This is a genomic window from Alicyclobacillus fodiniaquatilis, assembly GCF_042678105.1.
Classification (GTDB): Bacteria; Bacillota; Bacilli; order Alicyclobacillales; family Alicyclobacillaceae; genus Alicyclobacillus; species Alicyclobacillus fodiniaquatilis.
In genome coordinates this window covers 75045-95171 of the sequence record NZ_JBHUCX010000100.1, presented here as the reverse complement: position 1 = coordinate 95171, position 20127 = coordinate 75045, and the positions used below count along the sequence as shown (strand labels likewise).

At 51.6% G+C, this 20127-nt stretch carries 14 protein-coding genes; 1 reads left to right on the top strand and 13 read right to left on the bottom strand.

Features of this window, described 5'->3' with window-relative positions; all coding sequences use genetic code 11:
• Positions 1-101: 101 nt before the first annotated feature.
• The gene (tkt, locus tag ACFSB2_RS26030) at positions 102-2123 is read right to left on the bottom strand and encodes a transketolase (RefSeq protein ID WP_377946126.1); all 2022 of its coding nucleotides are present in this window, start codon (positions 2121-2123) and stop codon (positions 102-104) included.
• Between the two features lie 129 nt (positions 2124-2252).
• Here tkt and ACFSB2_RS26025 point away from each other — a divergent pair, with 129 nt between their 5' ends.
• Positions 2253-3155, top strand: coding sequence for a LysR family transcriptional regulator (locus ACFSB2_RS26025; RefSeq protein ID WP_377946125.1), 903 nt, complete (start codon positions 2253-2255; stop codon positions 3153-3155).
• Between the two features lie 120 nt (positions 3156-3275).
• Here the strand turns inward: ACFSB2_RS26025 and ACFSB2_RS26020 are convergent, their stop codons facing one another.
• From ACFSB2_RS26020 to ACFSB2_RS25965, 12 genes are all read right to left on the bottom strand, one after another.
• Complete coding sequence (locus tag ACFSB2_RS26020) at positions 3276-4472, bottom strand: MFS transporter (RefSeq protein WP_377946124.1); 1197 nt, start codon at positions 4470-4472, stop codon at positions 3276-3278.
• 94 nt (positions 4473-4566) lie between these two features.
• Complete coding sequence (locus ACFSB2_RS26015; protein ID WP_377946123.1) at positions 4567-5796, bottom strand: multidrug effflux MFS transporter; 1230 nt, start codon at positions 5794-5796, stop codon at positions 4567-4569.
• A gap of 311 nt (positions 5797-6107) precedes the next feature.
• Positions 6108-7520, bottom strand: coding sequence for an alpha-galactosidase (gene melA / locus ACFSB2_RS26010; protein WP_377946121.1), 1413 nt, complete (start codon positions 7518-7520; stop codon positions 6108-6110).
• A 250-nt stretch (positions 7521-7770) separates the two neighbouring features.
• The gene (locus tag ACFSB2_RS26005) at positions 7771-9228 is read right to left on the bottom strand and encodes an MFS transporter (protein ID WP_377946120.1); all 1458 of its coding nucleotides are present in this window, start codon (positions 9226-9228) and stop codon (positions 7771-7773) included.
• Between the two features lie 68 nt (positions 9229-9296).
• On the bottom strand, positions 9297-9980 hold the full coding sequence (locus ACFSB2_RS26000; RefSeq protein ID WP_377946119.1) for an MBL fold metallo-hydrolase: 684 nt from the start codon (positions 9978-9980) through the stop codon (positions 9297-9299).
• 100 nt (positions 9981-10080) lie between these two features.
• On the bottom strand, positions 10081-11298 hold the full coding sequence (locus tag ACFSB2_RS25995; protein WP_377946118.1) for a Ger(x)C family spore germination protein: 1218 nt from the start codon (positions 11296-11298) through the stop codon (positions 10081-10083).
• A gap of 219 nt (positions 11299-11517) precedes the next feature.
• A complete protein-coding gene (gene rbsK, locus ACFSB2_RS25990) occupies positions 11518-12453 on the bottom strand; it encodes a ribokinase (protein ID WP_377946116.1) in 936 nt (311 codons plus the stop codon).
• 112 nt (positions 12454-12565) lie between these two features.
• Complete coding sequence (locus ACFSB2_RS25985) at positions 12566-14734, bottom strand: ADP-ribosylglycohydrolase family protein (protein WP_377946115.1); 2169 nt, start codon at positions 14732-14734, stop codon at positions 12566-12568.
• Positions 14735-15023: 289 nt separating this feature from the next.
• On the bottom strand, positions 15024-16343 hold the full coding sequence (locus tag ACFSB2_RS25980) for an ammonium transporter (RefSeq protein ID WP_377946113.1): 1320 nt from the start codon (positions 16341-16343) through the stop codon (positions 15024-15026).
• 171 nt (positions 16344-16514) lie between these two features.
• Positions 16515-18275, bottom strand: a complete 1761-nt coding sequence (locus ACFSB2_RS25975) for a glycoside hydrolase family 35 protein (protein ID WP_377946112.1) — start codon at positions 18273-18275, stop codon at positions 16515-16517.
• A gap of 29 nt (positions 18276-18304) precedes the next feature.
• Entirely contained in the window at positions 18305-19072 is a 768-nt protein-coding gene (locus ACFSB2_RS25970; RefSeq protein ID WP_377946111.1) for an alpha/beta hydrolase, read from the bottom strand.
• A gap of 181 nt (positions 19073-19253) precedes the next feature.
• Positions 19254-20063: a ChbG/HpnK family deacetylase gene (locus tag ACFSB2_RS25965; protein WP_377946110.1), complete on the bottom strand. Its 810-nt coding sequence runs from the start codon at positions 20061-20063 to the stop codon at positions 19254-19256.
• Between the last annotated feature and the right edge of the window lie 64 nt (positions 20064-20127).

The following is a 20127-nucleotide window of genomic DNA, read 5'->3' as shown; positions in this document are numbered from 1 at the left end:
GCGACACCAGTGAACTTGGTGTCGCGCCCCGGCTTGTCGGTACGTTCGAGTTAGACAGCGTTCACGCTGCATAACTCAACTTTTTACTCGAACCGAGTCGATCATTTCATCAAAGCCTTCAACCGCTGAACGATATGATCCGTTGTAAAACCGTAATGCGCAGTGACCATCTGTGCTTGGCCTGATATGCCAAATTCGTCGATGCCCATCACATCTCCGTGTTCGCCAACATAGCGTTCCCAGCCAAGGGATCGTCCCATCTCCACGGCGAGCCTCGCTTTTAATACTTTAGGAATGACCCTATTTTTGTAGGACTCGGGCTGCATCTCAAACAGTTCCCACGAAGGCATGCTGACCACACGCACATGGATTCCCTCATCTGCTAGGACTTGTTGAGCCGCTAAAGCCAAATGTACCTCCGATCCGGTCGCGATCACGACAGCTTGGGGCGCTCCCTGTTTCGCCTCGGCGAGTACGTATGCTCCACGCATGACATCATCCAGCGCGACTGACTCGGTTCGGGGAAGAACAGGGAGATTTTGTCTGCTCAACACAAGACACACGGGGCCGCCTGTATTGGCGATGGCATATCGCCACGCTCCCATCGTCTCGTTGGCGTCAGCAGGCCGAATCACCGTTACATTGGGGATGGCCCGGAGTGAGAGCAGTTGCTCAACAGGTTGATGCGTGGGCCCATCCTCCCCAACCGCGATGCTATCGTGTGTGAATACGAAGATACTCGGTATATTCATAATGGCGCTCAAACGGATTGCCGGACGCAAGTAATCTGAAAAGGCAAAGAACGTCCCCCCATACGCCTTGACCCCACCATGCAAGGTCATCCCGTTGACTGCGGCGCCCATAGCGAACTCGCGAACGCCAAAGTATACGTTCCTTCCAGTGTAGTCCAACAGCGAAAACGTCCCCAGTCCATCCAGATGCGTGAATGTCGAAGACGCCAAGTCGGCCGATCCGCCGATAAGCGTTGGTACATGACGCGCTACACTGTTCAGGGCCAGCCCTGATGCCTTGCGCGTGGAAAACGCCCCATCAGATTCGCAAAATACGCGCATGTCCTTGGCCCAATCTTCAGGCAGTTCACCGTTCATCGCAGCCATCAGTTGCTGGCTCAACGCTGGATACTTTTGCGCATAACTGTCCAACAGCCCATCCCATGCTTCATTCGCCTTCACACCACTGGACATCAGCGTTTGGAAATGGAGCCGCACATCTTCCGGAATGAAAAAGTCCGGCTGCACCGGCCAGCCCAGTGCTTTTTTGGTGAGAACGACTTCATCCTTTCCAAGAGGCGTGCCGTGCGTTCCCCCATGTCCACCACGTCCCGCTTTGTTCGGACTGCCGTAGCCAATGGTTGTTTTTACTTCAATGATGGTCGGTTGCGCTGGATTGGCTTTGGCTACCGCGATTGCTTCAGAGATTTCGTTTAAATCAGTCTGGTCCGATACGCGAATGTATTGCCAGCCATATGCTTCAAAACGCAAGCGGATATCTTCCGAGGACGAAATATGGAGTGCTCCATCCAGCGTGATGTCGTTTGAGTCGTACAGCACGATGAGTTTTCCCAATCGCAAGTGGCCCGCGAGCGACGCCGCCTCACTTGAGACGCCCTCCATCAAATCTCCATCGCCGCAGATGGCGTACGTGTGGTGATCGACAATCGCATACGCATCTCGGTTATAGGTCTTGGCCAGATGCGCCTCGGCCAACGCCATCCCCACAGCCATGGCGAATCCCTGACCCAAAGGCCCAGTTGTTGCATCCACGCCTGGCGTGTGGCCGACTTCCGGATGTCCGGGCGTGAGACTGCCAAACTGCCGAAATTCTTTGATGTCGTCCAAGGAAACCCCATACCCACTTAAATGAAGCAGGCTGTAAAGTAACATGGACCCATGGCCAGCCGACAACACAAATCGATCCCGATTGAACCAGTTGGGGTTGTTCGCATTGTGTTTCATGTGACGTGTCCAAAGCACATAGCCCATTGGCGCGGCGCCCATGGGCATGCCAGGGTGTCCGACCTGTGCCTTCTCAACGGCATCGACGGCAAGCATGCGGATGGTGTTTACAGCTTTCTCGTCGATTGACTGTTTCAGGGCTGACATCATAACATCCCTCCAGAGGCTTGATGAAGGCTTCATGGTCTGAATGACTTTCATAATCCAATTGTCGAGGATAGAATGATATTTGTGAAATTGATGTTGTCGATATTTGATATAGATAGGAGTGATATCGTGATCGCAAATCTAGAACTGTATCGGGTATTCTATTGGACGGCGCGGGAGGGAAATTTTTCACGGGCGGCGGAGCGATTGTTCATTACCCAGCCAAGTGTGAGTCATGCGATAAAACAGTTGGAACGCGAATTGGACATTACTCTTTTCTACCGAGGATCAAGAGGCGTTACGCTCACCGACGAAGGAAAACTCATGTTTGAATACGTGGAACAAATGTTCAATATGCTCGAATCGGCAGAAAGACATATCGCTGAAATCAATGATCTGATGTCCGGTGAACTGCGTGTGGGTGGCAGCGACTCGCTATGCAAATACTATCTGCTTCCTGCTTTGAGTCAATTTTGCCATGACTTCCCCAAGATTCGCCTTGACCTCGCGCATGGCACGACGCCTGAAATCGTTCAGTTTGTGAAAGAGGGAAAAATCGATTTAGGTGTCGTTCGACTGCCTCTCGACGACGACGCACTCATCATTCATCCGGCAATTTCCGTGCAGGATTGTTTTGTGGCGGGACCCAGATTTGCTGAGTTAGCTAAGCAAACCATTGCGCTAAAAGACTTGGCTGAATACCCACTAATTCTATTCACGAAGACAAGCAGCTCACGCAATTTCATTGAGGAATTCGCTCGTTCTTTGAGTATCGACCTACAACCGGACATTGAGCTCGCAAGCGTAGATCTACTCATTGCGTTCGCAAAGGCGGGTCTGGGCATTTCGTTTGTCACAAAGCAATTTGTCAGTCGCGAGTTAGAAAATCGCGCGCTGTTTGAAATCAATTTGCGTGAATCAATTCCAAATCGAACGATAGGATTGATTTATCTGAAGAACAGACGTTTGTCCCCAGCCAGTCGAAAGTTTGTTGAAGATTACCTTCGGCTTACGCCTGACTTCCGGACATAGTGGACCCCTGCGACGCTTCAAGAGTCCAAAATCGGTCGTTATCGGTACTTGGCCTGGATCAACGGCGCCATTTTTATGCAATACTAAGCGGCGTTTGTATCATTATGAGTAAAATCACAGCTAAGCGCGTTCCCCAATGCGGTGCAACGCCCATACCAACACGCCCAGGATGGCCATGGCCCCGCCTGCAAAACACACGCCCTGCCAATGCCAGACCGTCCACGCGTAGCTGCCGAGCGAAGAACCGATTGCGCCGCCGATGAAGGACGAAACCATGTACACGGTGTTCAGTCGACTTCTCGCCTCTGGCACAAGGCTGTAGATTCTGGTTTGATTGAGGATTTGCGCCCCTTGCACACCCATGTCCAACAAAATGACCCCGACAATCAAGCCCCAGACGTGAGCGCCAAACAACCAAAAGAACACAAAGGACAACAGGTTGATGCCGCCAGCGATGCCGATGATCACTTTCGCCGGAAACCGATCAGCCAATCTACCGGCGAGCGGCGCGATCATCGCGCCAACAACACCAACCAAGCCAAACAGTCCAGCCACCTGGCTCCCTAGATGATAAGGCGCGCCCTCTAGAAAAAACGCCAGCGATGTCCAGAAAACGCTGAAAGCGCCAAAAAACATCGCGCCCATCATCGCGGCTTCCCGCAAGGTTCTCTGCGATACGACCAGCCTGCCAATCGATTTGACCAATTGGCCATAGCGCAACGTAGACGTCGGATAATTTTGCGGCAGGAGCAGACGCAACAACAGGACCAAGAACAACATCATCGCCGCGGCGATCCAGTACATGCCGCGCCAGCCGATGAAAGACCCGATAAAGCCAGACACGGTCCGGGCAAGTAAGATGCCTATCAGCAAACCGCTCATCACAGTGCCGATGATCTTGCCGCGCTGCGCCGGATCGGCAAATTGCGCCACCATCGGCACAATCACCTGCGGCACAACGGTTGTGATGCCGACCGCCAAACTGGCGATGTCGAGCCACAAGAGATTCTGCGCGGTCGCCACACCGATAAGAAATAGAGAGACCGCCAGCAACAGAATGGAGATGAGTTTCCTCCGCTCCCGAATGTCCGCCAATGGCACAAACAACAACATGCCCACTGCATAGCCAATTTGGGTGCACATCGAAATGATGCCAACCTTTTGCGGTGTTGAATGAAACGAATGCGAGATATCCGCCAAAAGTGGCTGGTTATAGTACAGGTTCGCGACCGCCATCCCACATGCGGTGGCCAAGATCAAAATCAGTCCACGTGATAAATGCGTCTCTTTGGTTGACATGACGGTGGTCGTACTCATGCTGTTTTCCCCCCACATTGACAATGCTGTTCCCGCTTTGTCCACGTGCATGGCCAGTTGTGGAAACGTTGCATAAACCGAATATTACAACCCCTCACAATCCAAGCTGATGACTGTCTGCGATCACGCCAACAGTTGGTCTTCTGACCAGGAAGAAGTAAGCGCAAAGTGCCAAAAAGCTCGCCGAAATGAGGATGACACCCATGGGAATGGCGCTGTATTCACCCGCGACACCGACCAACGGCGAGGTGATTGAGCCCAGCAGAAAGGGCAACAGACCCAGCAAAGCAGAGGCGCTCCCTGCGATATGACTTTGGCTCTCCATGGCCAAAGGAAATGAAGCCGTGGATGTCATGCCAATCGATGCGACGAAAAAGAACAGCGGAATCACCAGCGAGAACAATGGACCATGCAACAAGACAACCACTAAAACCGTCGAGCTCGTCAGCCCGGATAACAACAAGCCCAGCAGCAGAAAACGCCGTTCGGAAATGATGTGGGCGAAGCGGCCGACGACCTGTGAACCGAGAATCAAGCTGATGCCATTGGAACCGAATAGAACAGCAAACAGTTGCGGCGAAGCGCCATATATTTTCTGATAGATAAACGGCGTGCCGGATACATACGCAAAGATACCGCCAATCATGATGCCTTGCGCCAGCGCGTACCCAATGAACTGGCGGTCTCGGAACAACGTCTGAAAATTCATCAGTAATTGCATCGTATTGTTCGAAACACGCGCTTCTCTTGGCAAGGTCTCATGTAGCTGCCAAGTTGCAATCAACACGAGCAAAATGCCGATCACGCCAAGGACAATGAACACGCCAACCCAAGTGGTAAATGAAATGATGCCACTGCCGGCCACGGGTGCGAGCAACGGCGCGATATTGCTGATCAACATGAGCAATGAAAAGAACTTCGTCAATTCCTGGCCGCTGTACACATCGCGCACAATCGCGCGCGCAATGACGATGCCGCCTGAAGCGGCAAACCCCTCGATAAAGCGCGACGCGATGAGAAAATAGATATTCGGCGCGACTGCACAGGTGAAAGAGGCAAGTAGATAGATGATCATGGAGATGAGCAACGGTTTGCGTCGGCCGTACACATCGCTCAAGGAGCCCATAATCAACTGCCCTACCCCTAGGCCTATCAAGCAGGCGGTCAGACTGAGTTGCACCAAAGAGGCTTTCGTGCCAAATTGTTGGGCAATTTCAGGAAATGAAGGCAAGTACATGTCTATCGTAAAAGGACCGAGCGCTGAAAATGCGCCTAAAATCAAAGCAAACCCTAGGCGATTCCGACTTGTCATCTGTTTCATCATGTTCAGGGTTCCCCTCGTCGCTTCGCAATTGTTTTTTACCCTTTGCTATCGTACACGCGAGGAGGGCTGGCGTCTACGTCTCTCGCCGCAAACATCACATGATGGACAAGACAAATTTCGACATAAGTCAAACCCGCACGGCTGCGCGTACGGGTTGCAATGTGAAATATAGGGATAGACCGCCATGCATGATGCGTCCCGCACCAGCAGAATCATGAAAATACCAGACAATCGGAGCATCGCGGATGGCGCACGCACAGGTGTCGACTTTATTTACAGGGTAGAAGTAGTCGGCCAACGAAAGCTGTCTACTACTTTGCAAGTTCGCCGAATCGGGCAAACACGGCAAGGGCGGGATCAATCGGCACCTCTGCCCGCTCCACGTTCGCTGGAATGTGAATGGTCGGTGTCGGCCTGGGTGTCCGTCCCGCAAACTGCGGCAACCATTCGCGCTCTGCGCTGAGCATTTCCGACACCATCTCGCGAATCTCTTTCAATGTCAAAACAGACGACGTGAGCGGATCTAAAGCGCATGCCTGGACGACCGTTTCAGGATCTCCAGATTTCGCAGCCAGCACCGCCAGTCTCTGCACATTGATGTTGGTCATGTTCAATGCTGCGCATTGCGGTGGCAAGTCTCCGATAAGCACCTTGTTCAATCCATTCTTATCCGCAAAGATGGGCCCTTCCGCGCAGCATTCTGACGGCAAATTGGCAATCATGCCGTCATTGCGCACGTTGCCATTGAAGCGAAACGTCTTCCCTGTTTCCAACGCTTCGAGAATATACGCGCAATACTCCACACTGCGCGGCGGCAATGCTACGGGTTCGTCTGCGAGCACATTCTGTTCCTTATATTTGTTGGCTACATAGTCGCACCAGGTGTAATAAGCGCCCGATGCACCGCCAAACGACGGTTCATCGCAATACAGCGCCAACGCTTGTTGATTTTTGCGAAACCACGGCACGTATTCAGAGAGATGCCCCGTCGACTCTGTCATGAAATAGCCAAAATGCCGAAAGACCTCTCCCCGCACCTTTTCATTGACGTAAAACGCCGGTTGTTCAAACTTCTCGCGCAGTATAGGGTACAAATCCTCTCCATAATGCGTCAGTTTGGTGAACCAGCCCATATGGTTGATCCCCGCGCAGGTATAGTCAATTTCCTGTTTTGGCACGCCCACATAGCTGGAAATCAGATCCAGCGTCGTCTGCACGCCGTGGCACAGGCCGACAAATTTGATCTTGGTCTCGCCCAACGCCCAACAGATCATCGCCATCGGATTGACATAGTTGAGCAACGTCGCATCCGGGCAAAGTTCCTCCATGTCCCTTGCGACATCCAGTATCACGGGTATGCTGCGCAGAGCGCGAAAAATTCCGCCGGGTCCAAGCGTATCGCCAATGCACTGATCCACGCCGTATCGAAGTGGAATCTTGTAGTCCATTTCGAAAGCCGCCACGCCACCAATCTGAAAGGAGCAGATGACGTAATTTGCGCCTTTTAAAGCTTCTCTTCTGTCGGTGGTCACACTTACTTGCGCTTTCAAGCCATTCGCTGCAATGACGCTGTCGGCATACGCCTTGACTTGCGATGTCTTGGATGTCGATGGCGCCATCAACACAAACTCCGTATCTTCCAAAGCGCTGGTCGCCATGATGTCCAGAATGAGCGTCTTGCAGAACACCACACTGCCTGCGCCGATGATGGCCACTCGTCTCATGGTTATCCCTCCTCACATCAACACTCGCCAAATACCATACAAATTGATTGTAAAGGGGCCAAATGAGACGGGACGAGACACTTTTCGGCCATGTTGGTGTCGTTTTCCGGACCATTTTCCACAACATCATGTTGATTTGATGGTGCCGACCCGTATTGTGACCTCCATATGGGGCCTTGTATACGCTCATTTTGAGACAAAACCCCTCATCAGCAATCATCCAATACGCTCAAGCGGATGCCGCAACCACTCAATTCGCGCGTTGAAGATTGGGCTTACCCCCTCTTAATGAGGAGATAAGCGCGCCAGCAATACAAACGCCGGCCGCTGCCCAAAACACCGTGTGTAATGCCGCGATAAACGGATGAGATGGCACATTGGCAAGCGAAGCTTGCGCGGAAACGCCGGTCAACGCGTGCAGACGAGCGGAAAACAGGGAAACAGACAGCGCAATCCCCAACACCATGCCAATGTTGCGAACAAGCGCGTTCAATCCACCAACCAGCCCGGTTTTTGCGCGCGGCGCCGTGCCCATTAGACTCGAGTTGTTCGGCGATTGGAACATGCCTTGCCCAACGCCGAAGATGGCCAGATGCAAGGCGACAAGCCATACGGCTACGTGTGTTGAGAGCAGCGAAAGGAGAATGAACCCAACCGCATTGAGCGCAAGTCCGCCCGTGGTCAGCACATATGGTCCAATTCTGTCTGACACCCAGCCAGCAAACGGGGCAATGACCGCCATGGCCAAAGGATAAGCCATCATCGTCGTCCCCGTGACCTGCGGACTGACATGCAGGACATCTTCCAAATAAAACGGCATCATCGTATTCGTACAGAACAACGAGATAAAAGACAGCATGGCCGCAAAGCTGGCTGAAGTAAAAATGCGATTTTTGTAAAGAGAAAAATCAATAATTGGGTTTTTGGCCAGACGCTCACGGATGCCAAAGCCAAACAAAAGCAAAATGGCCATTGCCAACCCCAACAAGCTATAGGCGGATGACCAACCCCACACGTCCCCGTTTGACACCGTGTACAAAAGCGCGACGATGCCAACGACAAACAACGCTGATCCAGCGTAGTCAAATCTCCCCGACACGGCGGATTCTGTCGTTCGCTTCGGCAGGAGAAACAAACCAAGCACAAACCCAAGCACGCCAATCGGCACATTGACCCAGAAAATTGATGGCCAACCGAAATAGCCAATCAACACCCCGCCTATTGCAGGGCCAGAGAGCGAACCAAGGGAGACCATGGTACCTGTGATGCCAAACGCGCGCCCACGCTGGTGCACCGGAAATGTCGTGACGACCAACGCTTGGCTGTTCGCCATCAGCAAAGCGGCGCCGATGGCTTGCAAGATGCGCGATCCGATGAGCATCGCAATGGTCCCTGACAATCCACAACACGCCGAGCCTGCGGCAAAAATCAAGAAGCCGATGTTGTACAAGCGGCTGCGGCCAAAGCGATCCGCCAAATTCCCCACCAATGGCAGCATGGCGCAGATGGTCAACAGGTACGCTGTCACCACCCACTGCACCAAGTGCAACGGCACGTGCAGGGACTCCGAAATCGTGGGCAATCCGACGTTCGCGATGCTGCCATCCAATGTTGCCATAAACGTGCCGACAGACACGTTCCCTAATATCCACCATTTCCGCGGATTGCCGTCTTTAGTGCCCAATTGCTTGGGATTCGATGCCAGCATCAAGAAATCTCCTCAAGACACATTTGTTGCTGTATGAGCATGATCCATCGACCTTCGTTCATGGTCGGTTACGCTCGATTGGCAAGCTTGGCGAACTGCTCGTTGACTGCTTTATCGCAAATGCCGCCGTGATAACAAAGCGCCGTCTCCACGTCAAACGTCGCAAACCGCGCAATCGACTTCCAAGCCAGTGGCAAATCTGGCGTAAAGCTTTCATTTGGACCAACAAGTTCACCATCGTTTGCAATGATAGCATCCCCGGTGATGAGCGTCTTGTGCTCTGCGTGGTAGAGGCTGATATGGCCAGGCGTGTGACCAGGCGTAAAGATGACCGTCAATCCACCAACATAGGGGAGCACATCGCCGTCGCCAATCACCGCATCGACCTTGGCGCTAGGAGGCGTCCCTCTGGCGGGATCGTGCTTGATAAGCGGCTTTTCTCCTTCGATATACGGCTTGTCCAGTTCGTGGGCCAACACTTCAATGGGCCGTTCTGCAGTAGCCAAAATCTCTGGCAAACCACCAATGTGGTCAAAGTCCTGGTGCGTTAAAATGACTTTCGACAAGCGTGCAAAAGGCACACCTACCTGCTCCATTTCCGCGCGGATGGCTGGCAACATACCAGGCATTCCGGTGTCGACGAGAATGACATCCTTGTCGTCCCACAACAGCGCAGGATGTATGACCATCTGATGGTCACCAATCGCCATCGAGAGGTCCAAAGAGGCAATGCCGTTTGCGATTTTTTTCATAGCTATTCATCCCCCACAATCTGATCTTCTCTATCATTGTAGACTTTTGCTGCCCGGATACCAAACGGTGGGCAGACCTCAGCTTATCAGCGTGAAATCCCTATTTCGCAGCCATGCCCGAACGCTGGATGAAGACTCTGACATGCGCTTGAAATGGCGTTTTCGCAAATTGTTCCTCCCACTTGGCATGAGAACCCTTTAATACGTTTAACCAGTAATCTGGATATTGACCACGTATCACTTCACCCAACCCCAATGCGTCGGCATGCAGCTTCTGAAGTTTTTTGACGACCTTCATCTGGCTTTCTGTAAGCGCCTTTGAACCTTCTGCTTCAATTTGATCGATGTCCTTGACTTGATTCACCGAATGACTCCCCGTCCTCTCTTCGATTTGAGACGGTACAACGGTGGATGCTCGAAATGACGGTTGCCCGTTGACCATCAAGCACCGGAGCTTTGTTTTGCGATCCAACGCCTTGAAAGTCACACTATGCTGTGGATCACCCGGCAATGGCAACGCAACCCCATATCCAGATTTATGAATATTTTTAAGTTCCATGTACACGCCAGTTTCAATCGGATCCAGCGTGCCAACCATTCGATCTTTGCGGAAAATGGCCAGTCCTTCCGCTTCAATTTGATCCTTCACTGGCCCAATGACTTTGATAAATGGAAGCACAGGATCCGCGCCTTTGTCTGACAATGTGCTCCAATAGTTGCCCAAAAACACATCTGGCAATTTGCCAAGCGTCACTGCATGATCCAAGGTGCTGACCAAATACAGGGTTGGCACACGTTCCAGTTTGGGTGCAGCTTCCATTGCTTCACTGGCGCTTCCGTCAGATACAATCAACCAACAAAGGCGTCTGATTTCCGCATTTCTTCGGAAAAAGTCCTGGACATCATGCATGCCGACCGACCTTGCAATTTTCTGGTTGACGGTGATCACACGCAATTGGCCGAGAAAGATCTTGTCAGCCAATTGCTGTTGCAACTTGTTCATCGCGTCGTCCACTGTTTTGCCCGTTGTACTGACCACCCAAACGGGGCGTTGAGCATCCCCTCCACCACTTTCACCTGGACCCAACGGAATGCGACCAGGTATGGCTATTTGAGCTGTAAGCCGATAACCGCGCAGATCGCTCTTCGCGTTTGGACCTGTGATGCTTGATGGCGGATCGCCGTCAATCGGATCGATCGCCATGCCAAGAATCGTACCTCTATCCTCAATCTCCAATCGATCCCAGCAACCTGTGAGCAACGGGAAGACAATGAGACAAATCGATAAGAACAACCACTTTTGTTTTTTTGCAAACAAGCGATGGAAACACCATCTGAGTTTGAGCGCGGGTTTGAAACTTTCAGGGAACATTTCACCACGACCTATAAGGGGACTTTTGAAAGTATGGTGACCGGAATGATGAGGAATCATTCCCCTGCGAAAAGAACTTTCTATGCAAAAAGCGCCCTCACGCTGAGTGAAGACGCTATATCAGTTGGCGAATGAACGGCGGTTATATTGTTTCAGCGCCGCTTATCAAAAGGTCGACAGTGGCTCTGCCGCAATGAGATACGACGTGATTTCCGCTTTCGTCGGAATGGAATCTTGCGCGCCATGACGGGATACTGTTATCGCGGAGGCAGCGGAGGCGAATCGCAATGCCTTATCCGTTTCGTTACCAGAGGAACGATATGCAACGAATGCTCCGATAAAGGTATCTCCGGCAGCAGTCGTATCGACGGCCTGTGTTGGAAACGCGGGTGTATAGATGACGCTTTGCGCCGTATCTGCATAAAGCGCACCCTTCTCGCCAAGCGTGACAATCACTTCTCTTACCCCTCTTTGCAGCAACACATCCGCTGCGAGCTTGGCATCATCCGGGTTTTTCACAGGCACGCCAGTAATGACGGCGGCTTCCGTTTCATTGAGAATCATGACATCAATGGATGCGTATGCTTCGTTGGGCAAAAGAACCGCGGGCGCGGGGTTGAAAAAGACCCGCACACCGCGCTGATGGGCCACTTTCATGGCAAAACAGCTGGTTTCGAGTGGAATTTCGTTTTGCAAAATGATGGCGTCCGCGTCCTGCAAGGTGGTTTTCAGGCCATGCAGATCTTCAGTTGACAGCGCTTGGTTCGCCCCCGCTGATAGGATGATGTGATTTTCCCCTTGTTTGCCGACTGTGATGAACGCAATGCCCGACATCCCTGCTTTGCGGATGATGTTGTCCGTCTCAAGGCCGATATTTTTCATATGGTTCACCAAAGTGCTTCCCATCTCATCGTCTCCAACGGCCGCAACCAGTTGAACACGCCCCCCTGCGCGATGGGCGGCAACCGCTTGATTGGCTCCTTTTCCCCCCGTATGATATTGCGTATCCACAGCGTGAACAGTCTCTCCCAATTTGGGATGCTCCTGCACCTGATTGACGATATCCATATTGATGCTGCCAACGACGACAATCTTGGCCAAAACGTTCATCCTCCCCTGCTTCAAACGACGAAGACACCGTGCGCAATTGTGGCGTTTCCGACAAAAGCCCGTGCGAAAGACAACTCTTGTCGGCCATCATGGGATGAATCACTCACAATCCCTTTACACTAAATTTTTGATAGTGTGTATGGCTGCCGTGGGCGTTTGAAAAGCCAATTTGCCCATTCAAATACGGCTGTTCCTCATCGACATAGTCAAGAATAGGACGACCATTGACGCGAATGATAAACCGATTTGCGACAGCATCCACTGCAATGACATATCTCTCGCCCAGATTCCACGAAAAATCCGCACAAACCAACGTTCGATAGCCATTTTCATTTTTGTACAACGCGACCTTGCCATCCGGCGCAAGGCCAACCGCATACGAACGGATCGCGCCTTGCACGCGAAATTGAATGTTGTGGTATTCACCATGTTTAGGAATCACTGCCGCTTCAAACTGAACATCTGCCCAGTCCAAACGACCCGTGTATATCTCAGCAGGTTCTCCACAGTAGCTGCCGCTCAACTGCCCGTCTTCCAATGTCCATAATCCGCGCAGATAAGTAAACTGGCTGACCTCTTTGTGGCCCCCCGTCCAAACCTCTAAACGTTCGCTCGCAAAATCAATTTCATAATCCGGGGCGCCTCTGAAACCAAAGCTGTCCACATAGGAAACCAAAGCAGCGTCCTCAGCAGCTGCCGGGAGCCACTCAATCCCCGCTTCCTGTAGACAAACATTGCGCATAGATGGAATCTCGTAGACGAGATCGATCCACTTGCCCGGCGTCAGCTCGACTTTTTGCGAATAGTGCCTCACGTTGCCGTTTCGATCTTTGACATACAGCCTCGCTTCAACTTTCCCCCCTGCAGATGCCGGGATCATCACCTTTGCCGCGATGCTTTGCCCTGGATACAAAATCGGGGAAAAGCTGGGGTCATAGCGACTGTCATTAAAATCTTCAGGGCTATAGTAAGTTTGATGATAAGCTCGGAAGCCGCATCCACCACGCGCTTTATCAAATGTGACCTTGAGCGAACGCGTGCCTGTAGCAGAGATGCCAGTGGAATTTTCCACTGTTGCGTTCACTTGCCAATCGGCGTCGCTGTCACAACGGAAAGCGTGCGTTGACCCCGGATACTCGAAATGGAAATAAATCCCACGATAATTCAATATGGACGCCCATCGCTCTGGCAGCGCTTGTCCCGCAATGAGGTAGCCGAATCGCGCTATGTAGGACGCACACCAAGGGATATCGAGAATGTTTAGGGAACCAAGCACGGTTGAGCAGCAAAGGAAATCCTGAATGGGTTCCCGCCAGGACATGCCAATCCCGTCGATCCCGTTTCGCACCCCCATTATTGTCCCCACGTTGCCCACATTGCAATCGGTGTCCCAGCCACACATATTACAAATGTTGATGGCGTTTGCAAAATCACCTTTGCTGTACAACAGCGCCAAGACGATGACCGCTGAGTTGGGAATGATGTGGCATGCCCCTGGATAGCGATCATACCCAAAGTTCTCATAGACGAATTGGAAACAATCTCGCCAATTGTCTGGGTGATGGTCATAGTAGTCCAGCACAGCTCGGACCATCCGCGTGTATTCACAGTCGTCTGGAATCACGGATAACCCAGCATCGATAATCGCACTGATGTCCGGCTCGACAAACGCCGCGGCAATACAAGCCGCAATAAACATCCCGCCGTATTTTCCATTTCCATCGTGGGACACGCTCGAGATCTTTTCCGCATATTCTGCTGCCAACGTTGGATTCCCGGGCGCGATCAATCCCCATACATCGATAAAAATCTGCCCGCCAATTTGCTCTGCGACCGTTTTGCCGTTCTGTACAATCGATCCAGACTGTGGCGCAGAAATGCCATTCTTCAAATTGAGATAGGCTGTATGTTCTGTGGAAACTCCATATCCGCCCCACCAGAAAAAGCCGTGCCCATCCGGAACATAGTTGAGCCATGTCAACCCCATTTGCTCTGTGGTGATGGCGCTCGTGTGCGTGTAATCTTCCAGTGCGCGAAGAAATACCAATGGTCCGTTTGTGTCATCATCTGCGGCAAAATTTTTAAAATCATACAGATAATCCGTGATTTCACCGAATGTTTTCTGTAAACGTTCATAGGACCATCCTTCCACGTTGCCGCCGTGTCGGACACCGATGACTTTCCCCAGCCATCCGGCATATACGCGTTCGACATAATCGCTCGGAACAGGCACTTTGTTGTTGCGCTTGAATTGAGTGGCGATTTGTTCCATATACACACTCCTCATTGTCTAAATAAATAAAAAATTAAACGCAGGGACATTGTCGCTTGCCGAATTCATCCTGCAGCTCGTGTGATGATAAAAAAGCCTCTCATCCACGAAGAGAAACCTAGAAAACCATATGCAATCAGCATACAGTAAATCACCTGTCGATATTGCTTATCGTTTTCCTTCCCTATCTTTTTATCAAGGCTTGTGAAAGAAGAAAGAGGAGCCGCCACATGACGGTTCCTCTTTTCATGTCCCACTACAAAGAAAAGGTATCCCGTGACACACATTCCTACCGCTCCGTACTCCTACCCAAAAGGGACTCACCGCGTATCGACGCATGCAACGGTTTTGCAGAGCTGGCAATCGGCAACAGACGCACAGGATTTTCTACGGAACTTGCAGCAGTCCCGTGATGAGCCAAATCAAGACCCATTTCTTCCTCTGCTTGGCTGACACGAAGCGGGACCAGCAACCCAATTGCTTTTAATGTCACGAAAGTCATGGAAATGCCCCACAAGCTGACGACAACCGTGCCCACAAACTGTGCCAGCAACAAATGCCAGTGCCCTGTTGTGAATAACCCGCCCTTTATCGCGAAGAGACCCACCATCAGTGTCCCGAACATACCGCACACACCGTGCACCGGAACGGCACCAACGGGATCGTCAATGCGCAGGCGTTCGAGCCAGTTGGTCCCGGCAATCATCAAAACGCCGCTTGCTGCACCAATCAACAAAGCTGCCCATGGCCCCACAAACGCGCAACCCGCTGTGATGCTGACAAGGCCTGCCAGCACGCCATTGATGGTCGCGCCAATATCCGCCCGATCATGTCGGAACAAGGTGTAGAGCATGGCGCTGCCGCCGCCTGCGACGGACGCGAGCATCGTATTCATTGCAATTGGGGCAATGTCTGTTGCTTCTGCATTCAGCGTGCTTCCTGCGTTAAACCCAAACCAGCCGAACCAGAGCACAAACGTTCCTATGGCGGCCAAAGGCAGATTGCTTGGCGCGAACGCGGTCTCGCGTCCCTTTGCGTCAAATCGGCCAATGCGCGCCCCAACCATCTGCGCGCCCACGAGCGCGGAAAAGCCTGCCATTGCATGAATCACCGTAGAACCTGCAAAATCCTCCATGCCGAGCCGCGCTAACCATCCGTTCTGCCCCCACACCCAATGACCAGAAATGGGATAAATGACGGCTGTCATGGCAATGACATAGAGCAGATATGCTTTGAAATTCATGCGTTCAGCGACTGCGCCACTGACAATACTGACGGCCGCCACTGCAAATGCGGCTTGGAACAGCCAATAGGCCGCATGCGGAATCGTCGCGGGCAAGTGCGACAAATGCCCAGACAACGCAAACCCCGATAAGCCAATCAAGCCGTGCGCGTCTTTGCCGAACATCAAGCCAAAGCCTACAACGAAGAATGCCAGTACACCAAATATTAAGTCAACGAGAACCTTCATAATGATGGAAACCTGATTTTTTTGACGAATAAACCCAGCCTCTAAAAGGGCAAACCCGCCTTCCATGAAGAAAACCATCGATGCTGTCAGCACGGTCCATACCGTGTTCAGGCCGAGCGTCAGTATCGCATTGGACATGTATATCGCCACCGATAATTGTTTTTCTTAATTATTCAACGAATTTCGGCAGCGAACAACACGATTTGTAAGCATTCCTGACATGAACCCGATATGTAACCGCATTCATTTTGTTGGTAACTTTAGGACAGGTGCTGGGTCGAGATCGACAGCTGTTTTTTTGATTGGCTTTTACATGACAGAGCCTGTCTCAAACACTGGACTGTCGCCAAAGGACACACTCAACGTTTTCGGCTCATGCAATTCAAATAAAATCAACTCATTTTCCCCGCGACGCAACTTTGGTCCTGGCACATACAGCGTCTGTTGCGGGCCAATGTGCCAATATCGGCCGAGGTTAAAGCCGTTGATGTACGCCACGCCTTTCGACCAGCCGCACGTGTCCAGGAATGTGTCTGCAGGATGGTCCACTTCGAACACACCGCGATAGAATGTCGGCAGTGTCGCCACTTCTGCTTTAGGCGCAAATTGGAGACCAGACAGATCATTGAGTGGCAGCGGATGGATGCGCCAGTCAAAGAGAAACTGTTGCCCGAACCGCACGCCTTCCGTAATTCCCTTGCTATCCCGCAAATGGGGACCATAGTTTACCCGCCCCATGTTCTCGACCAGAATGCTGACCGTGACGCCGGCAGACGGAACGGCAAATCGGACGGCGGCTTCGCGATTCCAGCGTTCAATGACACCTTGATACACCCCATCGACAAACACCAATGCCCTGTCATGTACATCCTGTATGACGAGTTCACTTTCACTCCGTGGTCCAGAAATGTGTGTGGTGTACAAGATGAAGCCATAGTTCTGGCCCAATCGTTCCATCGTCTCTGGGTATGCGCACTGGACCGCCGTCGACAACACCGGCAGAGATGTCAACAGCGGCGCCTGCTCTGTCATCTGTACCGTGCCGAATCCCTTCTTTGGGATCGGCTTTGGCAGCGTGATCGGCTCCAAATCCATGTACTCCGCCAACACCTCGCGCACAGCGAAGAACTTGTCTGTCGGTGCGCCCGACTCATCGAGCAATGAATCGTAATCATAGCTGGTGGTTGTCGGCTCATATTTATCCGAGTAATTCGCGCCATTGTAGAAACCGAAGTTCGTTCCCCCGTGGAACATGTAAAAATTCACGGACGCATCGTTTTCCATCATCTCGCGCACGACGGCAGCGACATCCGCAGCATCCCGCGTGTGATGCGTTTCGCCCCAATGATCAAACCAGCCATTCCAAAATTCCATACACATCAGTGGATCGTCAGGTTGATATTCTTTGAGTTTCTGAAACGCCGCTTTCGCATGGGAGCCGAAATTGACCGTCTCCAGCACCCCTGGTAACATCCCGCCTTGCAACATAAAGTCACCGGGGCCGTCAGACGTAAACAACTGCACATCGATGCCATGGCTGACGATGGAGGTTTTTAAGTGTTCAAGGTATGCCTTGTCATTCCCGTAACTGCCGTATTCGTTCTCGATTTGCATGGCGATGATCGGCCCGCCCTGCGTGCACAACAGCGGTTGTAACAACGGCATGAGCACGTCGTAGTATGCATCCACTTTGGCCAAAAATGGCGGATAAGCACACCGTAAGCGCATCGACGGCTCCGCAAGCAACCACGCCGGGATTCCACCGAATTCCCATTCCGCGCAGATGTACGGGCTGGGGCGCACGATGACGTATAGCCCAAGCTCCTGTGCCGTTGTGATAAATTTGACGAGGTCTGCGCCTCCTTCAAAGCAAAACGCCCCTGGCTCTGGTTCGTGCACATTCCAAGCGATGTAGGTCTCCACTGTATTGAACCCACACGCCTTCAATTTCTCAAGTCGATCACGCCAGTATTCTGGCACCACCCGAAAATAGTGGATGGCGCCGGAGATGATGCGAATTGGCTGGCCGTTTAGCACAAATTTGTTCCCTTCGGTATGAAATGGCTGCACGGTCGTTCCCCCTCGAAGAAACTTCACTATCAATCGGTGCGCAACGGCAACCAGGCCAATACATCCTGTATCTTGGCATCCCAATATCCCCACTCGTGCTGGCCAGGCTCTTCCTGATAGGTGAAATCAAGGCTAGTCTCTTCACACCGTTGTTTGAACGTCTGGTTGTCTTCATACAAAAAGTCTTCAGTGCCGCAACATTGGAACAACTTGGGTTTGGGACCATCGGACACATCCACCTGCTTCAACAAATACAAGAGATCATCTTCCGTGCCAGCAATGTCTCTGTCACCAAAAATCAAACGGTGATCCGGAATCAGAGAATCGGCTTTGGCCATATGCAATGCGCCCGATAGACTGGCCGCGGCGGCAAACTTGTCAGGATGGCGCAGCGCCAGCTTGAACGCGCCGTATCCACCCATGGACAGCCCTGCTACAAAATTGTCCGCTCGCTTTGCAGACAAATGGAAAAAAGATTGAGCAATACTCGGCAACTCCTCGCTGATAAACGTCCAATACTTGCCGCCGAATTCCATATCCGCGTAGAAACTGCGATGCACTTGCGGCATGACCACAGCCAACCCCAGTGAAGCGACATACCGTTCAATCGATGTTCTCCGCAGCCAAATGGTGTCATCGTCGGAAAGGCCATGGAGCAGATAGAGTGTCGGATGCTTGGTGCCCCGCGTTACATTGTCCATGCCAATCTGTGTAGATGTCTGCTGCGGCAAGATGACGGTCATCGACATACTCAATCCCAATGATTCCGAAAAAAAGTTACATGTCACAAGCGCCATGGCAATTGCCTCCTCAAAGTCTGCATTTTCAGACGAAAAAACACTTGAAATTTCATAAAACCATACTTTATGGCAAAGACCGAGACGGACGTCGCCACAACTGCTTTTGTCACAGCTAAAGCCAATTCTATCAAATAGAATTGGCCCTGGGGTTATATTCAAATTATTCCGTCCATTTTATCTACGCTCTGATACGCCGCTGACCCAACTCTTGCGCTTTACTGATTTCTACTGCTTCATCGTAGCGAATAGGGACGACTTGATTTGATTTGAAATACTTCAAAACCCGATAATCCATAAACAGCTTTCTTTCCATATCACGCGACGTAGCCACCACATCACCTTCATACCCTGCGTGACCAAGCGCTCTCATTTCTTCGGTATCGTAAGCCGGGTGACCGATGACAACATACTGACCCGAAGGGGCCGCAGAGATCGTGTTGATAAAATGCTCTACGTTCATCGCATCATGCTGCACGATTTTGGGTAGTTCACGTTGATAATGACGGTGGTTTAACAACCCCTCTGCTTGGCACCAAGCGTCAAAAATTGATGAAAATCCTTCAATTGCATTGCCAAAAAACATATGTTCATCGGCGTACGCAATCGCGAATCCGAGTTCCCTCAGCCGATTCAATTGTGCGGTCATTTCAGCGAAAACTTCGTCTACCTTCACGCCACGCGCTTTCAGCGCTGACACCGTTGGAGAGAAAAACCCCGACTCATCTACCAATGTGCTTACACGCTCCACAGGTAGAACTGACCCCCACTTGATGTTGTCCCACTCCGCATTCATCGTCAAGTGCACGCCAAAACACACATCATGCAGATCTTCAAACATCCGTGCGGCCTCTTCGATCGCGCTGCACGTTGCCATGAGAGAAATGTTTTTCACGATTCCCTTTTGACACGCTTCATATATCGCAATGTTTGCTGTATGGTTACTTCCACCATCATCTGCTCGCGTAATCAAATGGATCTCTTTACTCATTCTAGACCACCCCATCCAATGACTGTCATACACCCTGCGTCACTTTGCCATATTTGGGATTGAT